We start from the raw sequence: 14323 nt of genomic DNA, 5'->3' as shown, positions 1-14323 counted from the left end.
CTCGCAGCTCTCGATGACGTTTTGGCCATCCTATAATGTCCGCGAGGATTTCGCTCCTGAAGAGGGCATTGCAGCATCCAAATTGAAGCTCTGCAATTATCATGGGCTTACCGCTTGTGGACACGAGAAGGGTGGTTTGTTGCCGTTGGAAGCGATCCATCGGCGCCTTGCAAACTATTGAAACGCACTGACGTTTTGACTGCCTTGTCTCGCTTTGGCGATCCTTGGATAGTTCAGCGCTTGCCTATTCTTATGGATATCACGTTGTTGTTGCGCGTCTCGCAAACAAAGAATATTCCAGGATCTCCTAAACTGAGCTTGCCACTAACCAGGATGCGCGTTTCTCCAGTAAACCTCGTCTTCAGCGCAAAGCCTTCGCGTGGTTTGTGACCCTTTTTCTCCAGTGCAGCAATACACGCATCGGCGGCACGCTGCTTGTGCGCGGGTTCGCCTGGCGCGGCCGCGATGAGCGCCACGCACAAAGGCGTTACAAAGGCGAGATTTCTACTCATTCGACCTACCGCGTGTTTGCCTTAGGTATACTCCGGCCTTCGAATGACAGCCAGTAAAATCACTCAAGGCTGTCCGCCTGTAAGGTGTGATCGGTGAACCTGGCCGGATATTTTGCGGACTACCTTTCGCACATCCTCGTTTCAAGCCTGCCAGCACCATCTGGGTGTGTACGGCGGGTATATTCCGCACGACGAAGCGGTGCTACGCAGGCGAAACAATGGTTTGCGTGCCGAAGGGGGCAGATGGTTCGGCGGCAAACGAACCGGTTGTTGTCCATATCGCTTGTCGCCTGTCTAATGTAAGGACTGGTATGTCATTCAGTTTTGAAATAGACGATGACGCCCGAACCACAGCTCTATAATCGGCAGAGAGCTCAGCTCGCAGATACCTTCAGGTGGTAGACGAATTCGAGTATGTTATCGTTGGTGCAGGCTCGGCAGACTTCATACTGACGAACCGGCTGGCAATTACCGTGTTGCCCTGCTGGAAGCCGGCGGAAGTGATGTCAATTTCTGGGCGGTCGCCAAAAGCCTTCGTCCAAAAGCCCGATAGCATTGCGATAGCTACAACAACCGGGGACTGCCGTCATGTCGTTCGTTTGAACGCCCCTTCAGGCTGTAGCCCGCGGCGTGACCCCGGCGCTTGCGGCTGCCGGGTGGCGTCAACCGGGTGATCCCTGCCGACGTCTTGGATCCCAACGCCGCCTGGGACCACCAAGCATGACCGGCTTCGGTTGAATTTGACACTAAGTTGGGGTCAGAGCAACATCTGTTCCCCCTGACAGACACGTTCGCATTTTCAGCATTGCTTATCGGCTTGGCTAATCTGGTTGAGTTTTGTCATTGCCTGACCGAAGGTGCCCTTGCCAATAGATTAGATCGTCGTGGTCGAACAACCGAAAGGTTATCGGGCATCAGGTCGGTCAGTCATTCGAGAGAAGGCGTGGGACCAAATGAAGTTGTACGCGCTCAAGAGCTACATGCGATCGTCATTGTGGATCGTGCCGTTTTTCGCACTCGTCCTGCAGCAAATATTCTTTCGCGCGATGCTTGCGTTCGACGAATGGATCGACTGGATCCCGCCGTGGCCACTCGGGACCGAGGGCACCATTGCGGCAATGCAGGCAATCGTCAGCCTGGCACTTTCGTTCATCGTCTTCACGTTCGGCTCGCTGCTTGTAGCCATACAAATTGCCAGCGGGCAATTGACGCCCCGGATTATCGCGACCACACTGTTGCGTGACAACGTCATCCGCTTCACGGTGGGGTTGTTTATCTTCACGCTGCTCTTTGCCATCGGCGTGATAAGTCGCGTAAACGCGTCGGCTCCGCCTCTCATCGTTTGGATTTCGGGGGTCCTGGGCGTTCTGTCGCTGGCAGCCTTCCTCTATTTCATTGACTATTCCGCCCGGTTATTGCGTCCCGTTAGCATCATCCATCTCGTTGCTGAGCAAGGTTTCGCCGTGCTTGAGGCCGTGTATCCTGCCTCTCAACTGGATGACAAAGATGAACCTCCGCCGCCAGAAGCGCGCGAGCCCTCGGATTGCGTCGTTTCGCATACCGGCAGTTCGGCCATCATTCTCGCTGTCGATTTGAAGGGCCTGACGGCCCGCGCACGGCGGAGCGATGGCATTATCGAGCTTGCCGCCCGCATCGGCGACTTTGTCTCGTACGGACAGACGCTGTTCCGCCTCTATGGCGGCGCCAGGGCAATTCCGGGCAAGCACCTTCGCAATAGCGTCGCCTTCGGGCGCGAGCGAACCATCGAACAGGATCCCACCTTCGCCTTCAGGGTCATTGTCGATATCGCCACAAAGGCGCTTTCGAAGGCGATTAACGATCCGACAACAGCTGTGCTTGCAATTGATCAGCTGCATCGTTTGCTGCGAAGCGTTGGCGGGCGCGAACTGCGAAATGAATACATCTACGATGCCCAGGGACAACTGCGCGTGGTGTTTCCAACGCCAAACTGGGAGGATTTCGTGCACCTGACGTGTCGCGAGATTCGGATCTATGGCGCAGAAAACCTTCAGATCGCGAGGAGGTTGCGCGCTATGATCAATAATCTTGAGGAAGACTTGCCGGAAAGTCGGAAAGCCGCGTTGCGGATCGAGCGCGATCTCCTCGACCGGACAATTGACAAAGTCTACCTATTACCTGAAGACGCAGTGCTCGCGCGTATCGCCGACACGCAAGGTCTGGGCGGCTCTGCGGAAGCATGACAATCCAAACCACTGGGGCAAGCCGGCGATGTGGCCGCTGCGCTTTGGGGGGCCTGACCGGAAACAGCAACGTGCGAGGCTCCGCCACCCTTATCGCGATACCAATACGTCGCAAGGCGGAGCATTGAGGAACCCAATCGCATAGCTGCCAATCATGCTCCCGACAATGCCGCTGCGACTATGGGTGCCCATGACCAGCAAATCGGCGTTCTGTTCATCAACAATCTTGCCAATGCCCGTCGCAGTTTCGCCGCGTTCGACCTTTGGGGTGATGGACGCCTTTAACTTTCCATGTCGTTTCACATATGCATCCGTGGCAGCACTGGATTCTTGCTGCGATTTCTCGATCAAGGGACGCTCGTATTCAGCCAGCTGCTCGGCGTTCAATTTGATACGACTCGAGAACGGCGTCTGAAAAACATGCAGTAGGCAAAAGGCGGCGTCAGGCGCAAGTTCAAGCCCTACGCTCAGGGCGTGTTCCGAAGAGGACGAGAAGTCCGTCGCGGCCACGACCGAACGGTAAGGGCCTGCGGGTTTGTCTTTCACGACCAGGACCGGAACGATGCTGTTACAGACAATATGGCTGGCTTTTGTACCAATGAAACGATCCTTCGTCGTTGGATGGTGCAAGCCCAGCACGATGAGACCGACCTTCCTGGTCTCAACTTCGGCCAAAATATCCTTCCAAACCGAACCTGTCTTGACGGTGAGGCTGATGCGCTCGGCTTCCAGCTCGGACAGATTTGCCCAATGGCGGCAAAGCTCTATCCTGGCCTGTTCGATTAGCTGGTCTTCCATGCCGGGATCAAGATCACGATCCAATTTCTTCTCATCGATGACATGCATGACGGTCAGCTTAACGTCATGCGCCTGCGCCAGTTGCAGCGCTCTTTCGAAGGCTCGATCCGATACCTCGCTGACATCCATTGCCACGAGTATATGTTCCATATTGACGCTCCCCTGGCTATCATGCTGCATCGTGCGCATATTAATTTTGCAATAGTATCTTGATTTTTGGTCAAGTCGTTCAAAATTTCATTTGGCTCCGGCTCTTCGAAGACTTGACCGTGAGACGGCTAACTTCAAGCGTCATGCGGGCATACTACTCATCCCGCCAGTCGAACGGATCCAGCAGTCTCCGCTATGGGGTTCGCACGATCCAGCCAATTCCCTTTGGTAAATCCATTTGCATCGGGGTATGGCGGTCGTCCTGGCACTATCGATGATCCAATGCACGGCGCCATTGGGCAGTGACTCTACCGAAAATTGCCGTGTTGCCTGGAAAAGCTGCTCACGCGCGCCGCGGATACAGGAATAGATTGATCCAGCACGTGGCAGTGGCCCGAACCTTCGGCGGATGGCAAGAATTCTCGTGATGGCGCGCGTTCAGGGCGTTGAGAATAACAACGGACCGACATTTCAGGTTTCACCGGCTAAGCGATGCGCAAGACTCGCCGGACGCGCTCCATGACAACGGCATGATTCCAGCTAGAGACTGGTTTCAGGATGAACAAAAGCCTGACCATCCAGGGCTTCGTAACGTCGACGATCCAGTCATAGCGCACTTTGCATTTCAGGCCCTCGGCTTGCAACGTCCATCGGCCGAGACCTTCGAGCTCACCGGAAGCTCTCCCCTCGATGATGGCCAGCGGTTCTATTCTGATGGTCTCCATGTCAAAGGTCAGGTCATAAGGCAGCGCAGTGGACCATTTCATCCGACGGACGGCACCGATGCCGGCCTTGTCGCCTGCGCGCAGCACAGTAACCTGCTTGACCGAGGTCCACCATTCCGGCCAGCTTATCCTTACATCGTGCGCTCATTTGCTCCAGCCTATGGGCCAACAATTCAATGGCCCATGTGGGACGCTTTGCGATGACATGCCTGGCTGGCATGTGTTTCGAGTACGATCGTTGTCGCGGTGCGCTTAAGTCGGTAACAATGGTGTTTCGTCGTGTACCAAGCCTTGCTCGATCATCGGACCACCCTCAGTCGTGAAGACGTTCATTTCTGTTCAGACCTCGCGTGTCGTCGGTGACTGCGCATCATTTAAATTGCGCTGATTGCGATGATGACGGGCGTAAGGAATCCGACATGGCATGCATCGCCATCATTGTGGTCGGCAGCGGCTGGTGAAATATCCTATACCTAACAGATCGGATGTGATCACTGACTAGGCCGGTAGGTGATTTTTCGGGCGAGCCAGCAGCCAACGGTCAAACCTGTTACGGACGCGACGGCGTCCCGGTGGACCTGGACGGTCCAATCGCCAGGTGGAGCGGCGTCTATCGAACGGCGCGTGGTGATGATCCAGATATCTTCGGCAAGGGCATACATGCGCTCGACAGGACCCGTTCCGAGCATGCCTTCAAACACCGCGTAAGTTGCGCCATCACGCGTTTCGATATCGAGAAAGGCTTCAAGTTCCTCCGACCAGTAGCGGCCCGCGAGGCCCGCGCCGTCGGCCCATTCCACAGGCGTGAGGCGGCGAGCGACCACGCGGAGGTTTTCGCTATTGCGGTGCATGACGAGTGTCTCACCCTTTTTTTGCAGACAAAGCGCCTGGCCACGGGCGATTCCGTCGGCCGAGACTGTAAGCCGCGCGGGCGAAGGGCCATAGTGAAGCCTGATCTCTGATCCAGCCTGAACAGTTCTGAGGATGATGCCCTGTTCATCATCGAGCCAAAGCCCATCCCAGTCTTCGGGACGGACAGGTTCGCATCGGGTCCGGTTGAGACGACCAAGAGCGGCGTCCAAGAGGGCGGCAACGGCCGAGAACGTGCTGGTTTCGTGGTTGAACATTACCACGACGGAGAGCCGCTCCTTCGCCGCGTGGAGGCGATACGAACTGAAGCCACGCACCCCGCCGCCGTGACCTGTGATCGTCAAATCGCCCACATTGTCCCGGCGCAGACCGTAACCGTAGCTGGCAGGCGATCCGTCACGATAATGAACCGGCGCTGACAAACGGTTGTAGTGACTGGCCGGATCGTCACGTGTCGCGTCGATATAGGCTTCCCAGGCCAGCATATCGTCGAGCGAGGCCGAGATACCGGCGTCGCCGAACCAGTAAACGCCGCTCTGCGCCGGCAGGAACCCGACATCGTCGTTGCCCTCGTAGCCGACTACATCATCGACGGGAGAGCGGGTATCGGGGGCGAGGACGGCCGTCTTCATGCCTGCCGGCGCAAAAATCCGCTCGCCCAGAAGATCCGCAAAGGCACGGCCCGTGCCACGCTCGATCAGTTCTGCCAGTATGCGAAAGTTGGCGTTGTTGTAGGAATACATCGCACCCGGCCGAAATTGACCGGTTTTCGACCTGGCGATAAGGGGCAGTGCGTCGTTGCGGCGAAACTCCGCTTCCGGCACCGCACCTTGCAAAACCGTCAGCGCCCAGTAATCGCGCACGCCCGACTGGTTGTGGCAAAGTTGCTTCACCGTTGGCAAGGCATCGCGATAATTTGGAAGGAAATCCCTGACCCGCGGATTGAGCGCTGTCAGATCATCAAATTGGTCAAGCAGAAGCGCGCAGGTGAACTGTTTGGTGATCGAACAGATCGGCAGGCGGGTCGCAGCCGTCATTGGCAGCCTGCGGTAGATGTCAGCAAACCCCCAGGCACGGCGGGCGACGACCCGTCCATCCTTGACCACGCCCGCAACACCGCCCGGTCCTTTGAACCGAAGCGGCAGGAGATTGAGCATCCGCTCCAGCGCGGCGTTGTCGATAGGGGTCATTTGCCCGATTGCCTTATTGTGTTGTCTGCGCCTGAAGTCAGCCCGGGCGCCCTGGAGAAAACGACGCCCGCTTTAACGGGCGTTGTCTTTACGATGGTGCCGGGTGGGGATCCGATCTAGGAGATGCGCCCGTTGCCTCTATCAAGCCGCGTCGCAAAAGCGCAGATGCGTGGAAGGGTCGGCCACGGCCAGGAAGGCGAGCAGGTCCTCCCTCGAAAGCGCCGCGCAGCCGTCCGTCGGCGCGTAGTTCGGCCTGGCAATGTGCAGAAAGATCGCGCTGCCCGCTCCCGCGATTGGCGGGTCGTCATTGTGTCCCAACACGACAATGCAATCATAGAGGTCGTCATCTCGCCAAAGTTGCTCATGGCTGGCCTCGAAGGGGCATCGCACCGGGCGGTTGTAGCTCGGGTGCAAAGGGTCGTCGCACCAGCCGTCCAGCCTTTCGATTGGATGGCAGGGCAGACGGGGTGCCGGAGCGGCCATCAAATCGGCACGATACAAGACCCTTCGGATTGGCCATCGTCCGACGGGGCTCGCACCGTCACCCTCGACCTTGATAGTGCGTAACCCGCCGCGGCCGACGGCGCAGCGCCAGCGCTTATCTCCATATTCGGCCTGCCAGCCGTCCCCGTCCCGCGTTACGATCAGATCCACACCTTGCTCCTTCCTCTCACTGGAAACCCCGGTCACGTCTCCAGGGGAAAATGACATGCGACGGCCCGGCCGCCCCGGTCAGACAGGAGTGGTTCCTGCGTCCGACAGATCGCCTGCGCATAGGGGCAGCGCGTCTGAAATCGGCATCCGTGCGGCAAGTTCATGGGGCTTGGAATGTCGCCGACAAGCAACGGCCTTTCGCGATTTCTCTGATGCGGATCGGCGCGCGGAACCGCCGAAATCAGGAACATTGTATAGGGATGGCGCGGACTGGAGAATATCTCCTCCGTCGTTCCGACCTCCACCATCCGCCCTAGGAACATCACCCCGACGCGGTCGGCGAATTGACGAACCACACTCAGATCGTGCGTGATGAACAGATAGGTTAGTTTCAACTGCTCCTGAAGATCCTGAAGCAGATTGAGAACCTGCGCCTGAATCGAGACATCCAGTGCCGAAACGGCCTCGTCGCAGACTACAAACTCAGGACTGTTGGCGAGCGCGCGGGCGATGCCGATGCGCTGCCGCTGCCCACCGCTGAACTGGTGCGGGTAGCGGCGCAGCAGGTGTCGGCGCAGCCCGACCATGTCAAGCAGTTCCCCGCAGCGTTCCTCGATCTGCGCCGCGGTTCCAAAGCCATGCGTGCGCAGCGGCTCGGAAAGGATATCCTTGACCCGCATCCGGGGATTGAGCGATGCGAACGGATCCTGAAAGACGATCTGGAGCTTCTTGCGCATCGCTCGCATGGCGCCTTCGTTGAGGGCATGCAGATCCTGGCCGCGATAGCGCACGGTGCCCGCGGTCCGATCGATGAGCCGCAGCATCACGCGGCCAAGCGTGGTCTTGCCGCAGCCCGACTCGCCCACTAGCGCGAACGTCTCTCTCTCGTATATATCCAGGCTTACGCCGTCCACGGCGCGGATCACGCGATCCTGCGAGCCGAAGAAACCCGTGCCGACAGGGTAATGCTTGCTGAGCCCGTCGGCCGAAATGAGGACTTCGCTCAAAGCTTTCCTCCCTGTTTGTCGTGGAGCCAGCAGCGGACCTTGTGGCCATTGCCAAGGTCCGTCAGTTTGGGTTCTTGTGCCCGGCATATCGGCATCGCGTCTTTACATCGGGGATTGAACCTGCAGCCGGCGGGAAGTTTCGCGAGATTGGGTACCACGCCCGGAATGCTGTTCAGGCGTTCCGCAGTGCGCTTTTCCGTCGCCTTCGGTATCGATGCGAGAAGCCCTCTTGTATAGGGATGCGATGGCCGGTCGAAAAGGTCGAAGACGTCGGCCTGCTCCACGATCTGGCCCGCATACATCACGTTGACCTCGTCGCACATCTCCGCGATGATGCCGAGATCGTGCGTTATCATAACGATCGCAGTGCCGACCCTGTCGCGCAGCGCTATCATCAGCCGCAGGATCTGCGCCTGTGTCGTTACATCCAGCGCCGTTGTCGGCTCGTCCGCGATCAGCAGCTTCGGCTCGCAAATCAGCGCCATGGCGATCATCGCCCGTTGACGCAGCCCGCCCGACAGTTGGTGGGGATACACATCGAGCCGCGCCGCCGGCTCCGGTATGCCAACGGTTTCGAACATGCGCAAAACCTTCTCCCGAATAGCGCGCCGGCCCAGATCGGTATGAATCGCTAGCGGCTCACCAACCTGTTGCGCCATGGTCTTGACCGGGTTCAACGACGTCATCGGCTCCTGGAAGACCATCGAGATTTCGCGGCCGCGCCTCAGCCGCATCTCGTTGCTGCTAAGGCGCGTCAGATCGGTTCCGTCGAGTACAACGCTGTCGGCGCTCACCTTTCCCGGTGGGGACGGCACCAGGCCCATCAGTGACAGCGCCGTCATGCTCTTGCCGGAACCGGATTCGCCCACCAGTCCGACTATCTTGCCGCGGCCCACGTCGAACGAAACGTCGTCGACAACCTTGACGGGGCCGTTATGCGTCTGGAACTGTGTGCGCAGATTGCGCACGCTTAGCAACATGCTATCCTCCGTCATCACTGCGCCGTCAGTCCTTCATGTACGGATCGAGCGCGTCTCGCAGCCCGTCACCGACGAAATTGAATGCCAGCACCGTTATCAGGATCGCCACCCCCGGCAAAATTGCGACGAGCGGTGCCGAGAAGAGATATTCCTTGCCCTTTGCCACCAGTAAGCCCCAGCTCGCCTCGGGCGGCTGGACACCCACGCCGAGGAAGCTGAGGCTCGATTCCCACATGATCGCCTCGGGAATGCTCAGAGAAAACAGGACGATCAGCGTCGGGATGACGTTGGGAAAGATGTGGCGGATCATGATCGTCGCCTTGCTTGTCCCGTTTGCGCGCGCCGCCTCGATGAATTCCTTCTCCTTGACGACAAGTGTCTGGGAGCGCACGACCAGCGCCACGCCGGCCCAGCCGACAAGGCTCAACGCGATGAAGATGTTGAAAAGGTTCGCACCCAGCGTGTACATGACGACCATCGCGAGAAGCAGCGACGGGAAGGCGAGCATCGTATCGGCCAGGCGCATGATGATGAACTCGATCCTGCCCCCGAAATAGCCGCTGACGATGCCCATGACAGCGCCGATTATCAGTGAAATGAAACTCGGCACGATGCCAACGATCAACGAGATCCGGGCGCCATAGAGCATCCGGGTCAGCAGATCCCGGCCGAAATTGTCCGTTCCAAGCCAATAGCTGGTGGACGGTGGCAAAAACTGTTCGTCCATGGCGACGCGGTAGGGGTCGTGGGGGCTGAGCAGCGGAATAAAAATCGCCACGAAGACCAGAACGCCGACGAGGACCAGCCCGATCACCGCCATGCGGTTCCGGCAGAAGACCCTGACCGTATCGCGCAAGAAGCTGTCGCTTTCGGTTGCCTCGGCAAAGTCTTCCGTCGTTTCGGCAAATTGCGTCATTTCGATCCTCCCTTCATTTGGTGTCGAATGCGGGGGTCGAGGACGGCATAGAGGATATCGGCAACAAGATTGCCCAGAATGACGAGGGCGGTAGCGAAGAGGACCGATCCTTGCAAAAGCGGCATGTCGCGCGCCTGAATGGCGTTGACGGAGATCCGCCCGACGCCGGGAATGCCGAAGATCGCTTCGGTGATGACCGCGCCGGACAGGAGGGTCGCGACCTGGATCGCCATGATCGTCACGACGGGAATAAACGCGTTCTTGAGCGCATGCCTGCGGATCACCAGGATTTCCCGAAGCCCCTTGGCGCGGGCCGTACGGATATAGTCGTGACGCATCACTTCAAGCAGGCTGGAGCGGGTCAAACGTGCAATGACGCCCGCAGAACTCCACCCGAGAACAAGGGCAGGCATGATCACGTATTGAAATCCGTAGAATCCTGATACCGGCAACCATTTCAGCTTCAGGGCGAAGACGTATTGCATGAGCAGGGCGGACCAGAAGATCGGCATTGACACGCCCAGGAGCGAAAAGCCCATGAAGAAATGGTCGAGGATCGAGCCCCGCCGCACCGCCGACAGAACCCCGACTGGGATGCCGATCACCCAGGAGACGATAGCTGCGCTGACCGTGAGGAAAAGCGTGTTGGGGAAGGCGTTGAGGATAAGTGTCGTCACGTCGCGGTTGAGCTTGATCGACACGCCAAGATCGCCCTGGAGCGCGGCGACGAGGAACCTAAAATACCGCGTGAGGAGCGGATCATCGAGGTGCATCTGGGCGCGGACGCGGTCGATCACCTCGGCGCTCGCATGTTCCTTCATCATGAGCGCGATAGGATCGCCGGGGATCACGTTGAGCATGATGAAAAGCAGCGCGGTGATGGCGATCAGAACAGGGATCGACACCGCAATGCGCTTTATCACAAAGATCAGCATTGAAAGAGGTCTTTCATTGGACCTCGCCAGAACGAGAGCTGCGAGGTCGGCCGTGCAAGAGAGAGGACGGTGGTCATAAGCGGAAAGGCGCAAGGCGGGCGCTGATCAAACAGCGCCCGCCACGTCGATGCGACTTATTCGACTTCCATCTGATAGTAGCTCATGTCGCTCCAGCCGTTCCATGGCACCACGAAGTTCTTCACCCGCGGTTGGACGACATAGGCATGATCGAGGCTGAACAGCGGCACCCACGCCGCGTCTTGCTGTACAATCCGATCGGTCATCTTCTGATAGAGTGCGCAGCGCTCCTCGGCATTGGTCATTGAGCGCGCCTTGTCGAGCGCTGCGAAGACTTCGGTATCGTTGTTGTTGTAACCGCGAACCGCCGTCCCGCTCTTGCTGAAGAACGTGTAGAAGAAGTTGTCCGGATCGTTGAAATCAGCGGACCAGTTCTGGGTATAGTTGTCGACCGTTCCGGCCTTGCGGCTGGCAAAATAGGCCGACTCGTCCATCGTCTTGATCTGGGCGTTGAAACCGGCTTCCTTGATCTGAGCCTGAATAATCTGGTTCATATCAGACCATTTTGAAGACCAGCTGCTGACCTGGGCGAAGTTAATGTCCACACCGTTGGGGTAGCCGGCTTGGGCCAGAAGTTGCTTTGCCTTGGCCGGATTGTACTCGATGGGCGTGGCAGGCGCGTAGCAGGTCACGCCGCGCGGCATAACACCGTTCTCGATCATGCCCTTGCCATAGAAATTCTTCTGAAGAATCTCTTCGCGGTTGATGGCCATCTGGAACGCCTTGCGGACGCGGACGTCGTCGAAGGGCTTCACGGCCTGATTGATGTGGTAATAGTACATCCCAACGCGTGGACCGGACCGGACCTGGTCTTTCCACTGGTCGCTGCTGGCGAAATAGGGAAGCTGCGTCGGCGCGTAGTCGACGTCAAAGACATCCAGTTCATCGGACTCGAACAGAAGCCGCAGCGTCTCCGAATCGGCGACGACGCGCACGATGATCTGATCAAGCTTTGGGCGGCCCCGGTAGTAGTTTTCGTTGGCTTCAAGGACCTGGTTATCGTTGAGGTTGTATTCCGTCAGCTTGAACGGACCGGTGCCGTTGGTCGTTTCAGGCGTGAGGCCGTACTGCTCGCCGAGCGGTTCGGTGAACTTCCGGTTGAAAATTGAAGCCCCGGGGCTGGCGAGGAGCGCGGTGAACGCTGCATAGGGTTCCTTCAGGACGATCTTGACGGTGTATTTGTCCACTGCCTGCAATCCGGGGACCGTGGTGGCGCTTCCATCCAGGCGCTCGGTGGCACCATCGACAAAGTTGAGAATATCCGTGCTGAGTGCCTTGGTCTTCGGGTCGAGCATCCGGTCGAAGGTGTAGACGACATCATCGGCCGTCAGCTCCTCTCCGTTGTGGAAAAGGACACCCTTGCGCAGATGGAACGTATAGGTCTTGCCATCGTCCGAGACCTCCCAGCTCTCGGCAAGCCCGGGCACCAGCTTCGATTGGCCGGGGCCGCTTGTTTCGGCTTCGATGAGCCGGTCGTAAACATTCAGCGGCAGCGTATAGAAATCCTGCGTTTTCTGAACGTCGACGGTCTTCGGATCCTCCGGATAGGCGATCCGCAACACGTGATCGGCCGCGAGCGTTGGCGAGGACAGGGCAAGCGTGACAAGCCCCGTCGCCATCAGAAATTTAACCTTATTGAGCATTTAACCTTCCTTCTTCCTTTTTTCTTTGTTCCCCAATTCGGATAAACGTGCACGATCTATTCAGATCGCTGCGCTTGCCCGACTGTTCCGTTTCCGGATTAGTTTCGAGTTCGCCTCGTGCCGATTGTCACCTTCGGCCTGGGCGCGCCGCCCGCTGGACAATTCCGCTCGCTTCCCGCTCCTTCAGAGCCGGAAGCTGCCATGTTCCCGCTTGCTCGAGCCTGAGCATCGCGCGAATATCTTGTCTACTGCGGATCGTCCGGAACCGGCCGCCTTCCACAAGTACCTCGGCCACCAGATCGCGAGAGTTGTATGTCGACGCCATTGAGGCGCCGTAGGCGCCCGCACAATCGAAGGCCAGCAGATCGCCCTCGCGCAGTTCACCAAGCCCATCATAGGCCCCGAACTTATCGGAGCTCTCGCAGATCGGCCCCACCAGGGTGTAAGATGGCGCCGCCTGATCCGTGCGCGGCTCGTGGAGCGCCAGGACCGGATGGCGCGCATCATAGAGCGCGGGACGCATCAGGTCATTCATCCCGACATCCAGGATCGCCGTGCATCCATCCTGCATTCCCTTTAGGTATAGTAGCTCCGTCACCAGCAATCCCGCCCGGCCGACCAGCCATCGACCCGGTTCCACCGATATCTCGCAGCCAAGATGACTGACCGTCTCAGCGATAATCATAGCATATTCCGCTATGTCCGGGCCTGCGTCGTCCTCGGAAGCGATTCCGATTCCGCCGCCAAGATCAAGGCGCGGCACACCGAGCCCCCTCTCGCGCATGAACGTTACCAGATCGGCCATTGTCGAAAAAGCGCGTCGAAATGGCGACATGTCCTGGATTTGCGATCCAATGTGAACGGCAAGGCCCACGACCTCCAGTTCCGGCATCGCTTTTGCCTCGGCATAAAGGTCGGCCACTTCGCCGATCGGGATTCCAAACTTGCTTTCCTTCGTCGCCGTCGTAATTTTTGCGTGCGTTTTTGCATCGACGTCGGGATTGACGCGCAGCGCTACCGGGGCGCGCTTGCCAAGCGCGCGGGCAACTCCAGCCACCGCCGAGATTTCCGCTGCCGACTCGACGTTGATCTGGTGGATGCCGACCTCAAGAGCGCGGGCAATTTCGGCGCGGGTCTTTCCCACCCCCGAGAATATTATTCTCGATGCCGGTACGTTCGCGGCAAGAGCGCGCTCGAGCTCTCCACCGGAAACGATATCCATCCCGCAACCGAGTTCGGAAAGCAGGCCAAGCACGGCGATGTTGCTGTTGGCCTTGACCGCGAAACAGATCGAGATGTCGCTGGGGCCAAGAGCAGAGGCGAGACTCTTATAGGCCGATCGGATGGCGTTGGCGGAATAACAGTAAAATGGTGTTGGCACAGCCGTCGCCACGGCGCTCAGGGGCACATCCTCGACATGCAGTCCGCCCGCTCGATACCCGAGCCAATGCCGGTTGTTTCCCTTCTCATTTGCCCCTCCCGCAGATTTTGTCATTAGCCCATCACGAATATCAGCATCGTCTCTTCCCAAGAGACCGATGCCAGACCCCGTGGTTCTTGGGAAATAATTGCTAAGGCGGTCTTATTCAGCTTTGATATGCAAGCGGCAGAAACCTAGTCCACAATTTCGTGGCATCCGCCGC

Annotated in this window: 13 protein-coding genes; 2 read left to right on the top strand and 11 right to left on the bottom strand. The window is 58.3% G+C overall.

The window, feature by feature from the left end:
* Window positions 1-181, top strand: a 181-nt coding sequence (locus AAAB35_RS22405; RefSeq protein ID WP_340670482.1) for a hypothetical protein, incomplete at its 5' end; no start/stop codon positions are given.
* A 52-nt stretch (window positions 182-233) separates the two neighbouring features.
* Here the strand turns inward: AAAB35_RS22405 and AAAB35_RS22400 are convergent.
* Window positions 234-512 (bottom strand): hypothetical protein, encoded by a 279-nt coding sequence (locus tag AAAB35_RS22400; RefSeq protein ID WP_340670481.1) that lies wholly within the window; start codon window positions 510-512, stop codon window positions 234-236.
* A 953-nt stretch (window positions 513-1465) separates the two neighbouring features.
* Between AAAB35_RS22400 and AAAB35_RS22395 the strand changes: the two genes are divergently transcribed.
* Entirely contained in the window at window positions 1466-2734 is a 1269-nt protein-coding gene (locus tag AAAB35_RS22395) for a DUF2254 domain-containing protein (RefSeq protein WP_340670480.1), read from the top strand.
* A gap of 90 nt (window positions 2735-2824) precedes the next feature.
* On the opposite strand, the gene AAAB35_RS22390 is transcribed toward AAAB35_RS22395, so the two are convergent.
* The 10 genes from AAAB35_RS22390 to lysA form a co-directional block, all read right to left on the bottom strand.
* Window positions 2825-3682 (bottom strand): universal stress protein, encoded by an 858-nt coding sequence (locus AAAB35_RS22390; protein ID WP_340670479.1) that lies wholly within the window; start codon window positions 3680-3682, stop codon window positions 2825-2827.
* Between the two features lie 485 nt (window positions 3683-4167).
* Window positions 4168-4494: a hypothetical protein gene (locus AAAB35_RS22385; RefSeq protein WP_340670478.1), complete on the bottom strand. Its 327-nt coding sequence runs from the start codon at window positions 4492-4494 to the stop codon at window positions 4168-4170.
* Between the two features lie 404 nt (window positions 4495-4898).
* Window positions 4899-6467, bottom strand: coding sequence for a D-aminopeptidase (locus AAAB35_RS22380; protein WP_340670477.1), 1569 nt, complete (start codon window positions 6465-6467; stop codon window positions 4899-4901).
* A gap of 141 nt (window positions 6468-6608) precedes the next feature.
* Window positions 6609-7121, bottom strand: coding sequence for a L,D-transpeptidase family protein (locus AAAB35_RS22375; RefSeq protein ID WP_340670476.1), 513 nt, complete (start codon window positions 7119-7121; stop codon window positions 6609-6611).
* A 32-nt stretch (window positions 7122-7153) separates the two neighbouring features.
* Window positions 7154-8128: an oligopeptide/dipeptide ABC transporter ATP-binding protein gene (locus AAAB35_RS22370; protein ID WP_340670475.1), complete on the bottom strand. Its 975-nt coding sequence runs from the start codon at window positions 8126-8128 to the stop codon at window positions 7154-7156.
* Window positions 8125-9108, bottom strand: coding sequence for an ABC transporter ATP-binding protein (locus tag AAAB35_RS22365; protein ID WP_340670474.1), 984 nt, complete (start codon window positions 9106-9108; stop codon window positions 8125-8127). Before AAAB35_RS22365 ends, AAAB35_RS22370 begins: the two co-directional genes overlap by 4 nt.
* Before the next feature lie 25 nt (window positions 9109-9133).
* Window positions 9134-10024: an ABC transporter permease gene (locus AAAB35_RS22360; RefSeq protein ID WP_340670473.1), complete on the bottom strand. Its 891-nt coding sequence runs from the start codon at window positions 10022-10024 to the stop codon at window positions 9134-9136.
* On the bottom strand, window positions 10021-10959 hold the full coding sequence (locus AAAB35_RS22355) for an ABC transporter permease (protein ID WP_340670472.1): 939 nt from the start codon (window positions 10957-10959) through the stop codon (window positions 10021-10023). The genes AAAB35_RS22360 and AAAB35_RS22355 overlap by 4 nt, the downstream gene beginning before the upstream one ends.
* A 134-nt stretch (window positions 10960-11093) precedes the next feature.
* Window positions 11094-12680, bottom strand: coding sequence for an ABC transporter substrate-binding protein (locus tag AAAB35_RS22350; protein WP_340670471.1), 1587 nt, complete (start codon window positions 12678-12680; stop codon window positions 11094-11096).
* Between the two features lie 127 nt (window positions 12681-12807).
* Complete coding sequence (gene lysA, locus AAAB35_RS22345) at window positions 12808-14175, bottom strand: diaminopimelate decarboxylase (protein ID WP_340670470.1); 1368 nt, start codon at window positions 14173-14175, stop codon at window positions 12808-12810.
* Window positions 14176-14323 lie beyond the last annotated feature (148 nt).

The organism is Phyllobacterium sp. (genome assembly GCF_037994425.1).
Classification (GTDB): Bacteria; Pseudomonadota; Alphaproteobacteria; order Rhizobiales; family Rhizobiaceae; genus Phyllobacterium.
Note: the sequence above shows the minus strand (reverse complement) of the source record. Positions and strands in the feature narration are given on the sequence as shown.